This window comes from Aeromonas sp. FDAARGOS 1414 (genome assembly GCF_019047065.1).
Lineage (GTDB): Bacteria > Pseudomonadota > Gammaproteobacteria > Enterobacterales > Aeromonadaceae > Aeromonas > Aeromonas veronii_A.
Genome location: NZ_CP077210.1, coordinates 2,954,623 through 2,974,116, shown reverse-complemented (window position 1 = coordinate 2,974,116; position 19,494 = coordinate 2,954,623). Strand labels below are relative to the sequence as shown.

The following is a 19,494-nucleotide window of genomic DNA, read 5'->3' as shown; positions in this document are numbered from 1 at the left end:
CTGGCCAAGGGGGCTTTCATATGAAAAGAGACCAACTGCTTGAGTATCTCGAACATTTCACTTCGGTGACGGATGGCAACCGTCTGGCCGAGCTGATCGGTCACTTCACGCTCGGGATGGGCTACGACTACTACCGCTTCGCGCTGATCCTGCCGATGTCGATGCAAAGACCCAAGGTGGTGCTGTTCAATCACTGCCCTGACTCCTGGGTGCAGGCCTATACCGAAAACAACATGCTGGCATGTGATCCGGTGATCCAGCTGGCGCGCAAGCAGACCTTGCCCATCTACTGGAATCGCCTCGATGAGCGAGCAAGCTTTCTGCAAGAGGGAAGCATGGATGTGATGGGGCTGGCAGCCGAGTTCGGGCTGCGCAACGGCATCTCCTTCCCCTTGCACGGTGCCGCCGGGGAGAACGGGATCCTCTCCTTTATCACGTCCGAGCGGGCCTCGAGCGATTTGCTGCTGGAGTCGTCGCCGATCCTCTCATGGATGTCGAACTACATCTTCGATGCCGCAATCCGGGTGGTGCGTTTCAGCATGATGGACAGTGCGGGCAAAGAGCCCCTGACCGAGCGCGAAACCGAGTGTCTGTTTTGGGCCAGCGAAGGAAAGACCTCCTGCGAGATAGCCTGCATCCTCGGCATCACGGAGCGCACGGTCAATTACCACCTCAATCAGGTCACCCGCAAAACCGGCTCCATGAACCGCTACCAGGCCATTGCCAAGGGGGTGGGGACCGGCTTGCTGTTGCCCAATCTGGAGCAGGTGGTGGTCACCAATTTTCCCCGAGTGTTGCAGTAGTCCGAGTCTCACATGCCACAGATTCTCCTGCTGCTGTATGAGGGTCACAATTGTCAGATCCGGTAATTGACAAGGGATTGAATAGAAAAGCTTCATCATTAGCAAAATGAATTAACCAGTAAATCAATGAATTTCTAAGAGGGAACAGGGCTCGCTATAGTGCCGTTCATTCATCACTTCGAACGGAACTTTCCATGCTGCTGACCACGACCCTGCAAGGCTTCACCATAGGTCTTGCCATGATCATCCCCATCGGCGCCCAGAATGCCTTTGTGCTGAGCAGAGGCATCCATCGCAATCACCATCTGCTGAGCGCCACACTCTGCAGTTTCTGCGACCTCATTCTGATCGCTATAGGGGTATTTGGCGGAGCCAATCTGCTGGCTGCCAGCCCGATTGGCATGATGCTGCTTACCTGGGGCGGCGTGCTGTTTCTCGGCTGGTTTGGTGGCCGTTCCCTGCTCAGTGCCTGGCGCGGTAAGGGGGAGGGACTTGCCGAGTCTGCTCAGCAGATGGGGGCCAAAAGCGTGCTGGCGATGACGCTGGGAGTTACGCTGCTTAATCCCCACGTCTATCTCGATACTTTGATGCTGCTCGGCTCCCTTGGCAGTCAGGTGAGCGAGTCCCTGCGTCCGGCCTTTGCTGCGGGGGCCATGCTGGCCTCGCTGGTGTGGTTTTACTCGCTTGCGCTGGGTGCTGCGGCACTGGCGCCCTGGCTAGCGCGAGGAGGGGTGCAGCGGGGGATCGATCTGCTGGTCGGCATCATCATGCTGAGTCTGGCTATTCAACTGGCCATAGGAAGTTGAGGAAGTTAAGGCGGCAGGAATGAGCGACCGGTAACAAAAAGATGCCACTCGCAGGGAGTGGCATCTTCGCTATTGGAGGGGGTCAGACTCGGAACTGGGAGAGCAGGCGCTGTTGCAGCAGGCTGGCTTGATGGAGCGAGGAGGCGAGCTGCAGGCACTCCTGCGCCTCCTGTTCGCCGGTTCTGGCTTGCAGACTGATGCCGGAGACCTTGTCAGAGGAGTGGCTCAGGGTGTGTGACAGTTGACCTGTGGCTACGGCCACCTGCTGCACCATGTCGGCCAGCTGGTCGATGGCGCCTTCCACCTTGAACAGGATCTGCTTGGTGTTCTCGGAGTCCTGCATGCCGGACTCCACCGTCTTGAGGTTGCGCTGCATCATCAGGTAGGCGCTCTCGGTCTGCTGCTGGATGCTGCTGATCACCTGGCTGATCTCGGCGCTTGATGTCGCCGTGCGATTGGCCAGGGTGCGCACCTCGTCCGCGACCACAGCAAAGCCACGTCCCATCTCCCCCGCGCGGGCTGCTTCGATAGCCGCATTGAGGGCCAGCAGGTTGGTCTGCTCCGAGATTTCGCTGATGGTGGAGATGATCTGGCCGATCTGGCCCGCCTGCTCCTTGAGGGCGTTGATGGCGATGGCGCACTCGCCCACCTCCTGCACCACCCGCTGCATGCCCGCACTGGCAGAGGCGACATATTGGCTACTTTCGGTGGTTAGCTGGCGCACCTCGTTGGCATTGTGGGCCGCCATGCTGCAGTTGTCAGAAATACCGGTAGCGACTTGTACCATTTGTTCACTGTCGTGATGCAGGGCCAGCGCATGTTCGGCGGTCTGGCGGCTGCTCTGGCTGATCGCCTCCACCCGGTTGACCGAGGTGTGAACGTGTTCGCTGATGTGCCGGTTGTTGTCCATGGTGGAGCTGATCATCTTCTGCAATTTCTCGATGAAGCGATCCACGCTGTTGGCCAGCGAGCCTATCTCATCATCCCGCAGCAGGTTGATGCGGGCGTTGAGATCCCCCTCGCCGGCGGCGATATCCTGCATCCGTTTGTCCACTTGCAGCAGCGGGGTGACCAGCTTGCGGGTCAGCCAGAAGCCACAGAGGGTGACCATGATCAGGCTAAGCAACAGGCCGCCCAGCAGCAGGGTGCGGGTTTGGCTGATGATGCCGTTGAGCTGGACTACCTGATCCTCGACGGTGGCATCACCGCTCGCCTCGATGGCAACCAGTTGTTGCTGTAGCTGGTCGGCACTGGCCTCATAGAGAGCCTGCTGGGCCTGATAGCTGCCGAGCGCCTCGATCCACTGCCCCATCAGCTGCTGATGTCGGGCCAACAGGGTGCGATACTGTGTCGCCAGCGGCTTGCCGGCAAATTCGCCGGTTCCCTCGATATCGAACAGCCCGGTACCGAGCATGCTGTCGATCGCTTCGTGATAGAAATCGGTCGCCTCTTTCAGCTCGACCTTGATCGCCTCCGTTACCCCTTGTCTGCGCATCTTCTCCAGCGCATAGAGCTGGCGCAAAAAGCCGATATTGGACTCCATTCCCCCGTCGGCCGCTTCCCAGCGGGTGGAGAGGCCGCTGTTCCAGCTGATGGTCTGGTCGGGGGCCTGGGTCAGCACCTCTACCGCCCCATCGCCAATCACCTCCAGCTGGGTCGAGAGTCGTGCCATCAGCTCGGCGTTGTGATGCAGGGCCTGATCCACCTCGGTATAGGCGTGATAGAGCGTCAACAGCTTCTCTTGTTGTTGTTGATAGGCCAGCTTCTGCTGCTCCATAGTGGCCAGGACTGCGCCATCAATGAGCTGACCCTGGCTGACCCGGGCCAGCGCATCATCGGTCGCCGCCTTGGCGGCATCAAGCTCGGTGCGATTGAGCGGGGTGCCGTTTTGCATCTTCTGAATCTGTAACTGTTGATTGCCCAGTTCGATGGAGCCTTCCATGGCGCCATCGGCGGTCTGCCAGGCGCTTCCCAACACATAGGTGAGCAGACCGGCCAGCCGCTGGCTGCCATACCAGCCCACGACCCCCATCCCCAGCGTGCAGCCGAGCAAGATGGCAAGACCCAGATTGGCGGTGGTAACAATTTTCATATGATGGCCTTCCTTGGTATCTGCATTGGCATCAATTTCGGTTCCGAACGGATTTAGTGTAGTGGCTCATGCCCAGTCGGAGTCCGGTACGGTGCAGAAACATCCCGTACACGCAGGCTGAACCAGATCAAGCATGGTGGCCAATTTGCGAAAAAGCTTCTCCGGATACCAGAGGGTTGCTGCCCTATGCTGGATACTTATCCAGTTATTCTTTATGCTATGAGCCAATTTGCGAATAGCTGTATTGGTGAGGAGAGAGCCGTGATTGGTCGCTTGAGAGGCATTGTCATTGAGAAGCAGCCCCCCGAGGTCTTGCTGGAAGTAGGCGGGGTTGGTTACGAGGTTCATATGCCGATGAGCTGCTTCTATGATTTGCCGGAGATCGGCAAGGAGGCGACCATCCACACTCACTTCGTGGTGCGGGAAGATGCCCAGTTGCTCTATGGTTTTAACCACAAACAGGAGCGGGCGCTGTTCCGCGAGCTGATCAAGACCAACGGAGTCGGCCCCAAGCTGGCGCTGGCTATTCTCTCCGGCATGACAGCTACCCAATTCGTGCTGAGTGTCGAACGTGAAGAGATAAGCTCTTTGGTCAAACTGCCTGGAGTCGGCAAGAAGACCGCCGAGCGTCTGGTGGTGGAGATGAAGGATCGCCTCAAGGGCTGGGTCAGTCACGACCTCTTCTCCCCGGCCATGGTCACCCTGCCAGCCAGTGAGCCAGAATTGCGGGCACCGGATGTGACCGAAGAGGCGGCCAGTGCGCTGGTGGCCCTCGGTTACAAGCCGCAGCAGGCGAGCCAGATTGTCAGCAAGATCGCCAAAGAGGGGATGTCGGTGGAAGATATCATCCGTGAATCCCTGCGTAGCCTGGTATGAGGTAGTTGATGATTGAAGCAGACCGCCTCATTTCGGCCAGTGCCGCCCGTGAGGATGACATTATTGACCGGGCTATCCGCCCCAAGAAGCTGGCTGATTACACCGGTCAGGATACCGTCTGCGAGCAGATGGAGATCTTTATCGAAGCGGCCCGTCAGCGGGGTGAAGCGCTCGATCACCTGCTGATCTTCGGTCCGCCAGGCTTGGGTAAGACCACCCTCGCCAACATCGTCGCCAACGAGATGGGTGTCAATATCAAGACCACCTCCGGCCCGGTGCTGGAGAAAGCGGGGGATCTGGCGGCGCTGCTCACCAACCTTGAACCGAACGATGTGTTGTTCATCGACGAGATCCACCGTCTCAGCCCGGTGGTGGAAGAGGTGCTCTATCCGGCGATGGAGGATTACCAGCTCGACATCATGATCGGGGAGGGACCAGCGGCTCGCTCCATCAAGCTGGATCTGCCTCCCTTTACCCTGATTGGCGCTACCACCCGGGCCGGTTCACTCACCAGCCCGCTGCGGGATCGCTTCGGCATCGTCCAGCGGCTGGAGTTTTACAACGTCAAGGACCTGACCGATATCGTCTCCCGCAGTGCCCGTTGTCTGGGGCTCGACATGACGGAAGATGGTGCCATTGAGGTCGCCCGTCGCTCTCGCGGTACGCCGCGGATTGCTAACCGTTTGTTAAGACGAGTGCGTGACTTCGCCCAGGTCAAATCCGATGGCCGGATCGATGGCCCCATCGCGGCCCGCGCCATGGACATGCTGGATGTCGATAACGAAGGTTTTGACTTCATGGACCGCAAGTTATTGTTGGCTGTCATAGACAAGTTTATGGGGGGGCCGGTGGGTCTCGATAATCTGGCCGCCGCGATCGGGGAAGAGAAAGATACTATCGAAGATGTGCTTGAGCCTTATCTGATCCAGCAAGGGTATCTGCAACGTACACCCAGAGGACGGATTGCGACCACACGAGCCTACGCTCATTTCGGTCTTCAGCGACCAGATGAGAAGTAAAAACAGTCGTTTGAACATGAAACCGCCGTCAAAGGCGGTTTTTTGTTATCCGGGCAAAAAAAAGCCCACGGCGGATGCGGTGGGCAAAGACAATTCAGGATGGATGTTCACAGACAGTGAGTGCGTCTGGACACAGACCGGAAAATAAACAGGTGAGCCGTCGCGAGCTCTCAGAGTCGGTTCAGTTGATAGAGCTGAACAAAGGAAAGCTTGTAGTAACGGATGGTTTTAGCAACAAACTTTTTCATCTTCGATTCCAATAGACAGGTTCAAATTGATGGTCGAATACGTACCGTGAACCCTGATTAACCGGCCTGTATCCAAGGGTATGCCCTCACTGCGAGGCGCATTGTAGGAGCTCGTATCGGCCCGGGCAAACAAGAAAAATTGCAACCTTCAAATTAGTTTATCTAATGTAGTGATTGATGAAATTGGTTCGCATGAGTATGCATTGTTTGTAGTTTTAAATTGAGTTTTCGAATCAGTTCGCCTGACCTGGATAACATGGAAAAAGGCGCGTCATCGACATTTTTCAAATTAAATGGGGTGGCCGGATGTTAAATTCTTAAATTGATTTAAATCAATATTTTACGCATTATCATCTTTTGTGATCTGGCTCGCTTCAATAATCGTGAAATAGATTAAACATGGCTTTGAAAGCCATGTATGGCGGGTCCTTTTACATTGATTTCAATCAAATAAAGGTGATATAAAAACCCGGTCATAATGAGCGAGAATAAATTGAAGCTTATTGTTTTTTAATTGTTAAACATTAGCTTTGTTTGTGTTTTCGCGTTGCCTTGTTGTTAATATTGGTGGTTACTGAAAGTGTTTTGTTGTGATCCGTCTCAACGGGGCCCATTCGATAACCCCCAACGGAAGCTTTGTGCTTAAAACTTAAAATAGCCGTGCCAATAATCGGTGAGGAAACATCATGATTGCTGAGCATGTGGTAGACCTATCGCGGTTCCAGTTCGCTGCGACGGCCCTTTATCACTTTTTGTTTGTACCCCTGACGCTGGGAATGGCCTTTCTCCTGGCGATCATGGAATCCGTCTATGTGATGACCAACAACACCATCTACCGGGACATGACCAAATTCTGGGGTAAGTTGTTTGGTATCAACTTTGCCCTGGGGGTCACCACAGGTCTGGCCATGGAGTTCCAGTTCGGGACGAACTGGGCGTACTACTCCCATTATGTCGGCGATATCTTCGGGGCCCCGCTGGCTATCGAAGGGCTGATGGCCTTCTTCCTGGAGTCCACCTTCGTCGGTATGTTCTTCTTTGGTTGGGATCGTCTGAGCAAGCATCAGCATCTGGCTGCCACCTGGTTGATGGCGCTGGGTACCAACCTCTCCGCCCTCTGGATCCTGGTCGCCAACGGCTGGATGCAGAACCCGGTCGGTGCCGAGTTCAACTTCGAATCCATGCGGATGGAGATGATGAGCTTCGCTGACGTGGTGCTCAACCCTGTTGCTCAGGTCAAGTTCGTCCACACTGTGGCGGCTGGCTATACCTGTGGCGCCATGTTTGTGCTGGGTATCTCCTCCTACTACCTGCTGAAGAATCGTGATGTGGCGTTTGCCCGTCGCTCCTTCGCCATTGCCGCTGCGTTCGGTATGGCTTCCATCGTGTCCGTGCTGATCCTCGGTGACGAATCCGGTTACGAAACCGGTGAAGTGCAGAAGGTGAAACTGGCCGCTATCGAAGCCGAGTGGGAGACTGAACCTGCTCCGGCCGCCTTTACCCTGTTCGGTATTCCGAATCAGGAAGAGATGCGCACCGACTACGCCATCAAGATCCCCTATGCACTGGGCATTATCGCTACCCGTTCTCTGGACGGTCAGGTAACCGGTCTGAAGGATCTGAAGAGCGAGCACGAACTGCGCGTTCGTAACGGTATGACCGCTTACGACTTGCTGACCAAGCTGCAATCCGGTGACAAGTCTGACGAGACCCGCGCTCGCTTCGACGAAGTGAAGCAGGATCTGGGCTACGGTCTGCTGCTCAAGCGCTACACCAGCAATGTGACCGATGCTACCGACGAGCAGATCAAGGCCGCCGTGGATGACTCCATCCCGCAGGTTCTGCCGCTGTTCTTCGCCTTCCGCATCATGGTTGCCGTCGGCATGCTGATGCTGGTACTGATTGGTATGGCCTTCTATGACAGTGCCCGTCACCAGATCGGCAAGCGCAAGTGGCTGCTCAAGGCTCTGCTGTGGGGTATCCCGCTGCCGTGGATCGCCATCGAAGCTGGCTGGTTTGTTGCCGAATATGGTCGCCAACCGTGGACCATTGCAGAGGTGTTGCCGACTTCCCTCTCTGCATCCAACTTGCCTGCAGCCGAGATCTGGTTCTCTCTGATCGGTATCTGCCTGTTCTATACCGTACTTCTGGTTATCGAGATGTACCTGATGTTCAAGTATGCCCGTCTTGGCCCCAGCAGCCTGAAGACTGGCAAGTATCACTTTGAACAGATCAAGGCATAAGGAGAGCGACCATGTTTGATTACGAAACTCTGCGTGTCATCTGGTGGGCTCTGGTCGGCGTACTGCTGATCGGTTTTGCCATCACTGACGGCTTCGACATGGGGGTAGGCGCACTGCTCCCGTTCGTCGGCAAGAAAGATGTCGAGCGCCGCGTGATGCTCAACACCATGGGGCCGCACTGGGAAGGTAACCAGGTTTGGCTGGTCACTGCCGGTGGCGCCTTGTTCGCCGCCTGGCCGATGGTGTATGCCGCGACCTTCTCCGGCTTCTACATCGCCATGATCCTGACCTTGATGGCGCTGTTCCTGCGTCCGGTCGGTTTCAAGTACCGCTCGCTGCGTGCTGATGCAAAATGGCGCAGCAACTGGGACTGGGCCTTGTTCGCCGGTAGCGCCGTACCGCCCATCGTCTTTGGTGTGGCCTTTGGCAACCTGCTGCAAGGCGTTCCGTTCGAGTTTAACCAGTTCATGATGTTGACCTATCACGGCAACTTCTTCGGCCTGCTTAACCCGTTCGGCATTCTGGCTGGTCTGGTGAGCCTGTTCATGCTGCTCACCCAGGGCGCAACCTGGTTGATGATGAAGACCGACGGGGAAGTGCTGGCACGTTCCCGTACTGCCGCCATGATCTGCTCACTGCTGACCCTGGTGCTGTTTGCTGCCGCGGGTTGGTGGGTAAGCGGTATGGAAGGGTATGTCATCGTCAAGGCTGCCGCGACTGACGCAGTATCCAACCCGATGAACAAGGAAGTTGTCCTGCAGGCTGGTGCCTGGATGAACAACTACACCCTCTATCCGTGGATGGTGGCTGCCCCTGTACTGGGTCTGGCCATGAGCCTGCTGACTGCGCTGTTTGCCCGCATGAACATCGGCTGGCTGGCGTTTACCAGCTCCTCGCTGGCGATTGCCGGGGTCATCCTCACTGCCGGTTTCTCCATGTTCCCGTTCGTGATGCCCTCAAGCCTTGAGCCGTCACTGAGCCTGACCATGTGGGATGCTACCGCCTCTTTCAACACCTTGCAGGTGATGACTGTGGCTGCAGCGATCTTCGTACCGATTGTGCTGGGTTACACCATCTGGACTTACATCAAGATGTTTGGCCGGGTAACCAACAAGCACATCGAAGATAACCAACAATCTCTCTATTAAGAGGTGCGCTGACAATGTGGTATTTCACCTGGATCCTGGGGCTGTTGCTGGCCTGTGCATTTGGCATCATCAATGCGCTGTGGCTGGAACACACCGAGAACATGGATCGTCAGATCGATGAAAACAAGTGATCGACTCGCCAGGCTGGCCGCTCCACTGGAGCGGCAGCCGTGGCAGGGGTTGATGTTACTCGCGGCGGCCTTGTTGGCCGTCGCTATTTTACAGGCCCCCAATCTGATCGCGGCCAACACCAGCGAGCATGGTCTCTGGCTTGCTCCCTGGCTGATGTGGGCCGTCTGTTGTGGCGTACTTAACGGGCTTGGCTTTCATCTGAAAAGCCTGCCCGGACGTGTGCTGTTCAACCCCTGGCTCGCCTGGCCCAGTTTGTTGTATGGCCTCTGGCTGACACATTCATATTTCCTTTCATAAAAAACGGGGGGAGGCAGGATTTCCCTGTCTCCCCCTGCTTCTTTCCTATTCAGCCCTGCGCTATGATAGCCCCCCATCTGACTGTCGAATGGATCACAGATTGTTATGGGGGAAGTCTTTGAGTTTCCGGTACGTGTCTACTACGAAGACACCGATGCCGGGGGCATCGTCTACAACGCCAATTATCTCAAGTTTATGGAACGTGCTCGCACCGAGTTTCTTCGTGCCAAAGGGGTCGAACAGGACGTCTGGCTGCAGGAGGGATATGCCTTCGTGGTGAGCCGAACTGAGATCGATTTCCGCTCGGCGGCCCGTTTTAATGAACTATTGAATGTATTAACGCAAGTGATTGAAGTGAAACGCGCATCCCTGCGTTTTTCGCAGCAGATCCTGGCGGCTGATGGACGACTCGTCACCCAGGCTTTGGTACAGATAGCCTGTGTAAGTCATCCGCAAATGAAACCTGTAGCTATACCTGAAAAAATCAAGGGAGTGCTGTTAAGTGCACGCTGAAATTTCGTTTATTGGCCTGTTTTGGCAAGCCAGCCTGTTGGTAAAACTGGTCATGATCACCCTGATGAGCATGTCTATTGTCTCCTGGGCGCTGATTATCCAGCGTTCCAAGGCGATCAAGGCGGCCAATCTCGCATCGGAACAGTTTGAAGATCGCTTCTGGTCAGGGGTCGATCTCAATCGCCTCTATCAGGAGTCCTCTTCCCGCCGCGATGATATCGAAGGCATGGAAGATATCTTCTACTCCGGCTTCAAGGAGTATGCCCGCCTGCTCAAGGCCGGGGCCCGTGGTCAGGATGCGGTGATGGATGGTACCTACCGTGCCATGCGCGTCTCCCTCTCCCGTGCGGTGGATGATCTGGAATCCAACCTGCCGGTGCTGGCGACCATCGGCTCCATCAGCCCCTACATCGGTCTGTTCGGTACCGTATGGGGGATCATGAACGCCTTTATCGCCCTGGGTCAGGTGCAGCAGGCCACCCTGCAGATGGTGGCACCGGGTATCGCGGAAGCGCTGATTGCGACCGCCATGGGTCTGTTTGCCGCTATCCCGGCGGTAATCTTCTACAACCGCTTCTCCAACAAGGTCGAGCGGCTGGAGAACGCCTACGCCAACTTCATGGACGAGTTCACCACCATTCTGAACCGTCAAATTGCTCAGCAGCAGGGTGATCAGTAATGCAAACCTATCAGCGGATCCGGCGCAAGAAGGTGGCCGAGATCAACGTGGTTCCCTATATCGACGTCATGCTGGTGCTGCTTATCATCTTTATGGCGGTCACGCCGGTGATCACGCAAGGGGTCAAGGTGGATCTGCCGCAGGCTGAGTCCGAGCAGTTGCCGGAAGATGCCAAGCCGCCCTTCATCGTAAGCGTCAATACCGAAGGCGAGTATGTCATCAAGGCTGGCGAAGCCGATGACGAGCCGGTGCCAAGTGGCACGCCAGAGGCGATGCAGCAATACATCACCGAAAAAGCCATGGGCTATCTGGCGATCAACCAGAATGCCCCCGTGGTGGTCGCGGGTGACAAGGCCGTGCGCTACGAAGAGGTGATCCTGTTGATGGTGGCCCTCAAGAATGCGGGTGTGCCTCAGGTTGGCCTGATGACAGATCCGGTGAACTAACGGAGATGGATGTGAAGCGTGGTATTTCCGGTTATCTCATCGCGTCGTTTCTGCTGCACCTGATCATCGGCATCATCCTGTTTGTCGGGCTCGATTTCAGCAAACCGAAACGACCCGAATCGAAGGGGCAGATCGTCAATGCCGTCATGCTTGATGAGAACTTCCTCAACGAGCAGGCCAAGCAGATCCAGCAGCAGAAAGCTCAGCCCAAGCCGCAGAAGGTAGAGAAAGAGAAGGATAAGGAAGACACGGATCTTGCCAAACGCGAACTAGCCCAGCAGCAGGAACGGCTGCGTATTGCCGAGGCCAAGCGGAAAGAAGCAGAAGAGGCGACCCGCAAGGCCGAGGCTGAGAAGCAGAAAAAAGTTGCCGAGCAGAAGCGGGCGGAAGAGAAGGCGCAGAAAGCCGAGGAGGCCCGCAAGCTGGAAGAGCAGAAGGCCAAGAAGGCGGAAGCCGAGCGCAAGGCTGCTGAAGAGGCCAAGGCACTGGCGCTGAAGAAAAAGAAAGAGCTCGAGAAAAAACAGGCGGAAGAGAAGGCTAAAGCCGAGGAGGCCAAAGCCAAGAAAGCGGAAGCTGACAAGAAGGCCAAGGCTGAGGCAGAGAAGAAAGCCAAGGCAGAGGCTGAGAAAAAAGCCAAAGCCGAGGCTGAGAAGAAGGCCAAGGAAGAGGCAGCCAAAAAGGCAAAAGCTGACGCAGAGAAGAAAGCCAAGGCTGAAGCCGAGAAGCAGGCCAAGATCGCGGCAGAACGCAAACGCAAAGCGGCCGAGGAGGCCAGACTGCAAAAAGAGATGGAAGCCATGATGCAGCAGCAGCTGGCGGCTGAAGCCAATGCCCGCAGCCAGGCTGCCTCTGCAGCGGTACAAGGTGAGGTCGACAAGTATGCGGCGCTCATCAAGGCCACTGTTGAGCGGTATATGATTTTGGATCCCACCATGCGGGGCAAAACATGTACTATCGGCGTACGTCTTGCGAGCAGTGGCTTTGTCATATCGGTAGATAACGGCCAGGGTGACCCGGCGGTCTGTCGTTCGGGTAAGGCGGCTGTCTTGAAAGCCAATCAACTGCCAGTGCCCAAGGATCCTGCGGCATTCGAGATGTTGAAGGAATTTAACCTGAAGTTAGAACCGAGTATCTAAGCGTGATAAAACGAGGTTGCTTGCCTCCGGTTGGCAACCTCTCGCCGAGAAAGGAATTTAACCTCTCATCTTTATTGGAACCGAGTATTTAAGCCATGATCAGAAAAGTATTTTTTGCTTTGGTTGGCTGTTTGTTGCTGGGCCAGAGTGCCCAGGCGGCCCTGGACATCGTCATCACCGGCGGTATTGATAGCGCACGCCCCATCGCCGTCGCCCCCTTCAAGTGGGAAGGCAACGGGCAGTTGCCGCAGGACATCGCGGAAGTGGTCTCCAACGACCTGATGCGCAGTGGCAAATTCAAGCCGCTGGCCCGTGGCCAGATGCCGCAGACTCCGAGCAGCAGCAGCGAGATCAACTTCGCACCCTGGGCCGCTCAAGGGGTTGAGGCCGTAGTCGTCGGTTCCATCTCGGCGGTGGGTGACGGCACCTACAAGGTCAACTTCGAGCTGGTCGATGTGCTGAAGGGTCAGCTGGCCAAGGCACAAGGCGGCGAGGCGAACGGTTACATCCTGGATAGCCGTATGGCGACCATCCCGGGTGCCCAGATGCGCCAGTTTGCCCACCGTATTTCCGACATCGTCTATGAGCGTCTGACTGGCGAGCGCGGTGCCTTCCTGACCCGTCTGGCTTACGTCTCCGTACAGCAGGGTACCCAGTTCCCGTACCAGCTGCGCATTTCTGACTACGACGGTTACAACGAGAAGACTCTGCTGCGCTCTCGCGAGCCGTTGATGTCTCCCTCCTGGTCACCGGATGGCAGCAAGCTGGCCTACGTGAGCTTCGAGAACCAGAAGTCCGAAATCTATGTGCAGGATATCTACACCCAGCAGCGCAGCCTGATCACCAGTTTCCGTGGCATTAACGGGGCCCCTGAGTGGTCTCCTGATGGTCGTCGTCTGGCTATCGTTCTCTCCAAAGATGGTTCACCCAACCTCTATGTGGTTGATGTGGCTAGCAAGCAGCTTACCCGCGTCACTACCAGCCGCGTGATCGACACCGAGCCCTCCTGGATGCCGGACGGGCAAAATTTGTTGTTCACCTCTGAACGTGGTGGCAAACCCCAGATTTATAGCGTAAATTTGGCGACTGGTATGACTCGCCGGATGACTTGGGAAGGTGAATCCAACCAGGGGGCATCCATCACTCCTGATGGCAAAATCATGGTGATGGTGACCCGTGTTCAGGGACAGTATCGTATTGCCCGTCAGGACATGGAAAACAATGCCCTGCTGGTCCTGACCCAGAGTGCTCTGGATGAGTCGCCAAGTGTGGCTCCCAATGGCAGCATGATCATTTATGCCACCATCTATCAGGGTCGTAAGAGTCTTGCGTTGGTGTCGACTGATGGTCGCTTCAAGGCTGTGCTTCCGACCAGTAGCGGTGAAATTCGTGCACCAGCTTGGTCGCCCTTCTTGAATTGATAAAAATCCAATTGTTTTTTGTTTTGTTATAAAGGTTTAAGGAAATAGCATGCAACTCAATAAACTGCTCAAGGGTTTGGCCATCGCACTGCCACTGTTCACCCTGGCCGCTTGTAGTTCTTCTTCTGATTCCGACGCCGCTGGCGCTGAATCAGGTATGACCGACGGCATGGGCGGTGTACAAACCGGCGGCGCCAACGGCATGTTGTCCCCGGAAGAGCAGATGCGTCAGAAGTTCGAAGCACTGCAGCGTGACAACGTGATCTACTTCCCGTTCGACGGTTACGATATCCAGGGTCAGTACGCTGATCTGCTGGATGCCCACGCCAGCTACCTGCGCGAGCGCCCGAGCGTGAAAGTCCTGATCGAAGGTCACGCCGATGAGCGCGGTACTCCCGAGTACAACATTGCTCTGGGCGAGCGTCGTGCCAAGGCTGTTGCCAAGTATCTGCAAACCCTGGGTGTGCAGGCCGAGCAGCTCTCCATCGTCAGCTATGGCGAAGAGAAGCCGCTGGATCTGTCTCACACCGAGGATGCCTTTGCCAAAAACCGCCGCGCGGTTCTGGTTTACTAAGGTTTAAACCGAACGAAGTTCGTTTATATGCAAGCGGCCATTTCGATGGCCGTTTTATTTGCACTAAACGCCAAGGTTTGATCCGAATGAAATCTGTATATGCGAGCGACGATGGCGCTGGCCGTTTTATCTGTACTAAACGCTAAGGTTTGATCCGAATGAAATCTGTGTACAAGCAAGCTGTCGTTGCGCTGGCCGTAATGGTTGTTCTGAATGCGCAAGCTGCGGCACCGGTCAGCGATCTGGGCGGTGACTCAAGTGGTGGGGTTGTCCTTAGCGGCAACAACGGCGCCATCGTGCCCACCGGTAGCCTGGAAGATCGGGTTGCCCTGCTGGAGCGCACCCTCAATGCCCGTCTGCGACTGCAAGCTGAATTGCAGCAACAGGTCGACTCCCTGCAAGGTGAGGTTTCCGAGCTGCGTGGTCAGCTGGAGCAGCAGACCTACCAGATGGAACAGTCGCAAGAGCGCCAGCGTCAGCTCTACCAGGAGCTCGACAAGGTTGCCAGCAGCCAGCAAGCTGCTCCAGCCACCCCGGCCCCTGCTGCTACACCGGCTGCTGCCGCCAATTACTCAACCAATCAGGATGAGAACCAGGCCTACGACGCAGCGGTCAACATGGTGCTCAAAGAGAAGAACTACGACAAAGCGATTCCGGCTTTCCAGGGCTTCATCAAGCAGTACCCCAATTCGGGCTATGTTCCCAATGCACACTACTGGCTCGGCCAGTTGCTGTTCAACAAGGGTGACAGAGCCGGTGCCTCGGCCCAGTTTTCGACCGTGGCCAACAAATACAGCAAATCCCCCAAGCGAGCCGATGCGCTGCTGAAGTTGGGTATGCTGGCGCAACTGGATGGCAAGAAGGCGGAAGCCAAATCCTTCTATGAGCAGGTGATCAAGGGCTATCCCAACACCTCGCCAGCCCAGTTGGCCAAACAGAGTCTGGCCAAGCTGTAACATTGCTGTATGTCACTGTTTTCGTAACGCTACTGTAAAAACAGCCTGCATTTGTACGCACAGTGAGCAAACGGATTTAAATTACGAATTTTCTGTTGCACCGGAAATTTAAATCCGTAATATAGGCCGCCGTCAGAGCCGAAGCAGTAATGCAGTCGGAACTGGTCGTGGTGAGGGTCGTTAGCTCAGTCGGTAGAGCAGTTGACTTTTAATCAATTGGTCGCTGGTTCGAATCCAGCACGACCCACCATTTTCTCCACTCGGTGGAGACAGAATTCCCAGGTCGTTTAGCTCAGCTGGGAGAGCACCTCCCTTACAAGGAGGGGGTCACTGGTTCGATCCCAGTAACGACCACCAGTTTGTAGAAAAAATGATTTAGATGGGTCGTTAGCTCAGTCGGTAGAGCAGTTGACTTTTAATCAATTGGTCGCTGGTTCGAATCCAGCACGACCCACCATCATTTCAGAATCCCAGGTCGTTTAGCTCAGCTGGGAGAGCACCTCCCTTACAAGGAGGGGGTCACTGGTTCGATCCCAGTAACGACCACCAGTTTGTAGAAAAAAATGATTTAGATGGGTCGTTAGCTCAGTCGGTAGAGCAGTTGACTTTTAATCAATTGGTCGCTGGTTCGAATCCAGCACGACCCACCATCATTTCAAGAATCCCAGGTCGTTTAGCTCAGCTGGGAGAGCACCTCCCTTACAAGGAGGGGGTCACTGGTTCGATCCCAGTAACGACCACCAGTTTGTAGAAAAAATGATTTAGATGGGTCGTTAGCTCAGTCGGTAGAGCAGTTGACTTTTAATCAATTGGTCGCTGGTTCGAATCCAGCACGACCCACCATCATTTCAGAATCCCAGGTCGTTTAGCTCAGCTGGGAGAGCACCTCCCTTACAAGGAGGGGGTCACTGGTTCGATCCCAGTAACGACCACCAGTTTGTAAGTAAAAATGATTTAGATGGGTCGTTAGCTCAGTCGGTAGAGCAGTTGACTTTTAATCAATTGGTCGCTGGTTCGAATCCAGCACGACCCACCATCATTTCAGAATCCCAGGTCGTTTAGCTCAGCTGGGAGAGCACCTCCCTTACAAGGAGGGGGTCACTGGTTCGATCCCAGTAACGACCACCAGTTTGTAAGTAAAAATGATTTAGATGGGTCGTTAGCTCAGTCGGTAGAGCAGTTGACTTTTAATCAATTGGTCGCTGGTTCGAATCCAGCACGACCCACCATCATTTCAAGAATCCCAGGTCGTTTAGCTCAGCTGGGAGAGCACCTCCCTTACAAGGAGGGGGTCACTGGTTCGATCCCAGTAACGACCACCATATTCGCAAGCGAAGCTGAGATATCAGCTTCAGCTTCAGTTGCTGAGAAAGTCCCCACTCAGATGGGGATTTTTTTTGCCCGCAATTCAGTACTTCAACTTCTTCTGTTGCCGGTGTGGCGAGCCGAACGCCACCTCTTATTGTGCCACTCTGCCACTCTGCCACTCTGCCACTCTGCCACTCCGACCCTTCTTCATCCTGCTCTTCCGAGATTGCCCGACTGCACTCCTGTCCATCGTGATGCTGCTCATATGAACGCCTGTAATAAAGCAAACGCCAGCAATAAAAAGGGCAGGCCAAGGCCTGCCCGCAAAGATGCGCAAGGTGCTACATGATCCCGCGGATCAGGATCCCGCTGATCAGCAGCGGCGCCACCACGCGCCAGCACCAGAGCAGCGCCAGACGCAGGGCGGGTGACAGGCCCACAGGGAGAATGGCATCACCCAGGCGCCAGCCCAGCAGCAGGGTCAGTACCAGACCAAACAGCGGCATCATCAGGTTGGAGGTCAGATAGTCGAGCAACTCGAAGATGGTCTTGCCAAACAGGGTCAGATCGCTCCATGGGCCGAACGACAGGCTCACCGGAATGCCGGAGGCCATGATGAGCAGGGTCAACACCCGGCAGGCGCCACGGCGCGACCAGCCCCACTCCTCGGTGGTGAAGCGCACCAGATGCTCCAGCATGGAGATGGAGGAGGAGAGCGCCGCCACCAGCAGTAACAGGAAGAAGACTACCCCCAGCCCCTGACCGAACGGCAGATGGCTGAACACGGCTGGCATGGTCATAAAGGTGAGTCCTGGGCCCGCGGTGGGATCGATGCCGGTGGAGGCCAGCGCTGGGAAGATCATCAAGCCCGCCAGCACCGAGATAAGGCTTGCCAGTGTGACCACCCAGACCCCGGAGCGCAGCACCCCTTCGCTATTGGGCAGGTAGGCGCCATAGGTAGTGTGTACCCCGAGTCCGATGGAGAGGGAGAAGAAGGCCAGCCCCAGCGCGTCCAGCACGCTTTGGCCGGTCAGCATGGAGAAGTCCGGCAGCAGCAGCTGGCGCACACCCGCCATGGAGCCCGGCATGGAGAGACCGACCCCCACCAGCAGCAGCATCATGATGAAGAGCGCGGGCATCATCCAGCGCAGTGCCCGCTCCACCCCTTTCTGAATACCCCCCTGCACGAACCACCAGGTCAGGCCTGCGAAGATCAGATGGGTCAGCACCGGCCACCAGGGGTTGCTGACATAGCCGTTGAACAGGGCGGTGAGGGCACTTCCTTCGTTCAGGTTGAGCTTGCCAGCCATCGCCAGCGCGGCGTAACCCACGGTCCAGCCACCGACCACGCTGTAGAAGCTGTAGATAAAGAAGCCGCAGGCGATCCCCATATACCCCATCCAGCGCCAGTTCGGCCCCATCAGTTTGCGAAAAGCGCCGAGCACCCCGCGCTGGCTATGGCTTCCGAGCAGGGTTTCGCCGACCTGTACCGCTACCCCCAAGGTGAAGCTGAACAACAGAAACACCAGCAGAAAAGCGCCACCGCCATTGGTGGCGGTCACATAGGGAAACTTCCAGATGGCACCAAGGCCAATCGCTGTGCCTGCTGCGGCCAGCACATGACCGAGACGGGAAGACCACTGAACCTGGCTCATACAACCTCCGGGTAACACGACATCGAAGCAATACTCCTGAGTAGCAATAAACGACAGACCATAAAAAAGGCCGCCTGAGGCGACCTTTGCAATGAACATTCAGAAAAACTGTGCGTGCCAGGTCACCTCTCTTGCGAGCTAAAAAATCGACCAAACAGCACGAGGATGGCAGACATGAGGTGACAACCTGACTTATGAATGAGGAAACAGCCTAAACCATGGAAAGAATAATTGACACATAAAATAAAAAATTTTTTATGTGTGCCGCTGTCACCGCTCTGACTGCAATTGGCGAGCGCGTTGCCGGGCCGTATCTTTTCTACCTTGTGGCTATTTACTGGGCGATAATCGACGTAGCTTCTTCTGGAACTAGGGACCGCGACATGGCGCTGACGGGAACAACGATGAGACAGGATGCCGTATGAGATGGATGGTGTTGCCCTGGTTACTGATCAGCCTGAGTGTGTCGGCGCAGCCCGGATTAACCCTGCTGAGTCACGACTTACCCCCCTTTACCGAATACCGCGATGGCAAGCTCGACGGATTTGCCATTCGCCTGATCGATGAGGTGCAGGAGGAGCTTGGCACCCGTTATCCGGTGCGGATTTACCCGCTCAAGCGGGCGCTGGCGCTGGCACGGGTCGAGCCCGGTTATGGACTGTTCGTGGTACAGCGGCTCCCGGAGCGGGAGTCCCATTTCAAATGGGTTGGCCCGCTCTTTATCAATCGGGTCTTTATCTATCAGGCGCCGGATAGTCGCCATCCGCTGACCTCGCTGGCGCAGCTGCGAGATCTGCCCAGAGTGGGGGTAGTGCTGGGCAATGCCGATGATGTGCGGCTGACCCATGAGGGCTACACCAATCTGGTGCGCTACAAGACGGTCGGGGAGGCGATAGAGCGGCTGATGCTGGGCAAGATCGATGCCTTGCCGATGGCGGAGCTGGTGATGGAGGCCACCCTCGACAAGATGGGGTTATCCCGGCGCAGCATTGTCAGTAGTGGGGTACTGCTCCATCAGGCCGGTCTCTATATCGTCTTTTCCAAGGGAACGGATGATGCCGAGATCACCCGCTGGCAGCATGCCCTGGATGCCGTCAGAGCCGCCCAGGGGCGGGCCGATGAGCCCGCCCGTGAAGAGTAAC

Annotated in this window: 18 protein-coding genes and 12 tRNA genes; 28 read left to right on the top strand and 2 right to left on the bottom strand. The window is 56.0% G+C overall.

Features of this window, described 5'->3' with window-relative positions; genetic code table 11:
- The first annotated feature begins 20 nt into the window (after positions 1-20).
- Positions 21-803 carry a LuxR family transcriptional regulator gene (locus I6L44_RS13295; protein ID WP_216952064.1) on the top strand — a complete coding sequence of 261 codons (783 nt, stop codon included), beginning with the start codon at positions 21-23 and terminating at the stop codon, positions 801-803.
- A 194-nt stretch (positions 804-997) separates the two neighbouring features.
- Positions 998-1,609: an L-lysine exporter gene (gene lysE / locus I6L44_RS13290; RefSeq protein WP_216952063.1), complete on the top strand. Its 612-nt coding sequence runs from the start codon at positions 998-1,000 to the stop codon at positions 1,607-1,609.
- Between the two features lie 82 nt (positions 1,610-1,691).
- On the opposite strand, the gene I6L44_RS13285 is transcribed toward lysE, so the two are convergent.
- Positions 1,692-3,701, bottom strand: coding sequence for a methyl-accepting chemotaxis protein (locus I6L44_RS13285; RefSeq protein WP_216952062.1), 2,010 nt, complete (start codon positions 3,699-3,701; stop codon positions 1,692-1,694).
- Between the two features lie 261 nt (positions 3,702-3,962).
- Here I6L44_RS13285 and ruvA point away from each other — a divergent pair, with 261 nt between their 5' ends.
- From ruvA to I6L44_RS13160, 25 genes are all read left to right on the top strand, one after another.
- Complete coding sequence (gene ruvA, locus I6L44_RS13280) at positions 3,963-4,577, top strand: Holliday junction branch migration protein RuvA (protein ID WP_216952061.1); 615 nt, start codon at positions 3,963-3,965, stop codon at positions 4,575-4,577.
- Between the two features lie 8 nt (positions 4,578-4,585).
- A complete protein-coding gene (gene ruvB, locus I6L44_RS13275; RefSeq protein ID WP_005335744.1) occupies positions 4,586-5,596 on the top strand; it encodes a Holliday junction branch migration DNA helicase RuvB in 1,011 nt (336 codons plus the stop codon).
- A 934-nt stretch (positions 5,597-6,530) separates the two neighbouring features.
- Positions 6,531-8,087: a cytochrome ubiquinol oxidase subunit I gene (locus I6L44_RS13270; protein ID WP_005343211.1), complete on the top strand. Its 1,557-nt coding sequence runs from the start codon at positions 6,531-6,533 to the stop codon at positions 8,085-8,087.
- Between the two features lie 11 nt (positions 8,088-8,098).
- Entirely contained in the window at positions 8,099-9,235 is a 1,137-nt protein-coding gene (gene cydB / locus I6L44_RS13265; RefSeq protein ID WP_005335741.1) for a cytochrome d ubiquinol oxidase subunit II, read from the top strand.
- A 14-nt stretch (positions 9,236-9,249) separates the two neighbouring features.
- Positions 9,250-9,366, top strand: coding sequence for a cytochrome bd-I oxidase subunit CydX (cydX, locus tag I6L44_RS13260; protein ID WP_005304933.1), 117 nt, complete (start codon positions 9,250-9,252; stop codon positions 9,364-9,366).
- The gene (locus I6L44_RS13255; protein ID WP_041202810.1) at positions 9,353-9,664 is read left to right on the top strand and encodes a cyd operon YbgE family protein; all 312 of its coding nucleotides are present in this window, start codon (positions 9,353-9,355) and stop codon (positions 9,662-9,664) included. The genes cydX and I6L44_RS13255 overlap by 14 nt, the downstream gene beginning before the upstream one ends.
- Before the next feature lie 105 nt (positions 9,665-9,769).
- The gene (gene ybgC / locus I6L44_RS13250) at positions 9,770-10,177 is read left to right on the top strand and encodes a tol-pal system-associated acyl-CoA thioesterase (protein WP_005343212.1); all 408 of its coding nucleotides are present in this window, start codon (positions 9,770-9,772) and stop codon (positions 10,175-10,177) included.
- Positions 10,167-10,856 (top strand): protein TolQ, encoded by a 690-nt coding sequence (gene tolQ, locus I6L44_RS13245; RefSeq protein WP_005343213.1) that lies wholly within the window; start codon positions 10,167-10,169, stop codon positions 10,854-10,856. The genes ybgC and tolQ overlap by 11 nt, the downstream gene beginning before the upstream one ends.
- Complete coding sequence (gene tolR, locus I6L44_RS13240) at positions 10,856-11,302, top strand: protein TolR (RefSeq protein ID WP_005335733.1); 447 nt, start codon at positions 10,856-10,858, stop codon at positions 11,300-11,302. Before tolQ ends, tolR begins: the two co-directional genes overlap by 1 nt.
- A gap of 5 nt (positions 11,303-11,307) precedes the next feature.
- Positions 11,308-12,438: a cell envelope integrity protein TolA gene (tolA, locus tag I6L44_RS13235; RefSeq protein WP_216952060.1), complete on the top strand. Its 1,131-nt coding sequence runs from the start codon at positions 11,308-11,310 to the stop codon at positions 12,436-12,438.
- Positions 12,439-12,533: 95 nt separating this feature from the next.
- Entirely contained in the window at positions 12,534-13,859 is a 1,326-nt protein-coding gene (tolB, locus tag I6L44_RS13230) for a Tol-Pal system beta propeller repeat protein TolB (protein ID WP_216952059.1), read from the top strand.
- A 49-nt stretch (positions 13,860-13,908) separates the two neighbouring features.
- Positions 13,909-14,433: a peptidoglycan-associated lipoprotein Pal gene (gene pal / locus I6L44_RS13225; protein ID WP_005313284.1), complete on the top strand. Its 525-nt coding sequence runs from the start codon at positions 13,909-13,911 to the stop codon at positions 14,431-14,433.
- 158 nt (positions 14,434-14,591) lie between these two features.
- The gene (gene ybgF / locus I6L44_RS13220; RefSeq protein ID WP_216952058.1) at positions 14,592-15,389 is read left to right on the top strand and encodes a tol-pal system protein YbgF; all 798 of its coding nucleotides are present in this window, start codon (positions 14,592-14,594) and stop codon (positions 15,387-15,389) included.
- A gap of 174 nt (positions 15,390-15,563) precedes the next feature.
- Positions 15,564-15,639: transfer RNA gene (locus I6L44_RS13215), tRNA-Lys, on the top strand.
- Between the two features lie 31 nt (positions 15,640-15,670).
- Positions 15,671-15,746: transfer RNA gene (locus I6L44_RS13210), tRNA-Val, on the top strand.
- A 24-nt stretch (positions 15,747-15,770) separates the two neighbouring features.
- Positions 15,771-15,846: transfer RNA gene (locus I6L44_RS13205), tRNA-Lys, on the top strand.
- Between the two features lie 16 nt (positions 15,847-15,862).
- Positions 15,863-15,938: transfer RNA gene (locus I6L44_RS13200), tRNA-Val, on the top strand.
- Between the two features lie 25 nt (positions 15,939-15,963).
- Positions 15,964-16,039 (top strand) — tRNA-Lys (locus I6L44_RS13195).
- 17 nt (positions 16,040-16,056) lie between these two features.
- Positions 16,057-16,132, top strand: a tRNA-Val gene (locus I6L44_RS13190).
- A gap of 24 nt (positions 16,133-16,156) precedes the next feature.
- Positions 16,157-16,232 (top strand) — tRNA-Lys (locus I6L44_RS13185).
- Between the two features lie 16 nt (positions 16,233-16,248).
- A tRNA-Val gene (locus I6L44_RS13180) sits at positions 16,249-16,324 on the top strand.
- Positions 16,325-16,349: 25 nt separating this feature from the next.
- Positions 16,350-16,425 (top strand) — tRNA-Lys (locus I6L44_RS13175).
- Between the two features lie 16 nt (positions 16,426-16,441).
- Positions 16,442-16,517, top strand: a tRNA-Val gene (locus tag I6L44_RS13170).
- Positions 16,518-16,542: 25 nt separating this feature from the next.
- Positions 16,543-16,618 (top strand) — tRNA-Lys (locus I6L44_RS13165).
- A 17-nt stretch (positions 16,619-16,635) separates the two neighbouring features.
- A tRNA-Val gene (locus tag I6L44_RS13160) sits at positions 16,636-16,711 on the top strand.
- A gap of 327 nt (positions 16,712-17,038) precedes the next feature.
- On the opposite strand, the gene I6L44_RS13155 is transcribed toward I6L44_RS13160, so the two are convergent.
- A complete protein-coding gene (locus tag I6L44_RS13155) occupies positions 17,039-18,352 on the bottom strand; it encodes a sodium-dependent transporter (protein ID WP_216952057.1) in 1,314 nt (437 codons plus the stop codon).
- Positions 18,353-18,773: 421 nt separating this feature from the next.
- Between I6L44_RS13155 and I6L44_RS13150 the strand changes: the two genes are divergently transcribed.
- Positions 18,774-19,493 carry an ABC transporter substrate-binding protein gene (locus I6L44_RS13150; protein WP_139478275.1) on the top strand — a complete coding sequence of 240 codons (720 nt, stop codon included), beginning with the start codon at positions 18,774-18,776 and terminating at the stop codon, positions 19,491-19,493.
- Position 19,494 lies beyond the last annotated feature (1 nt).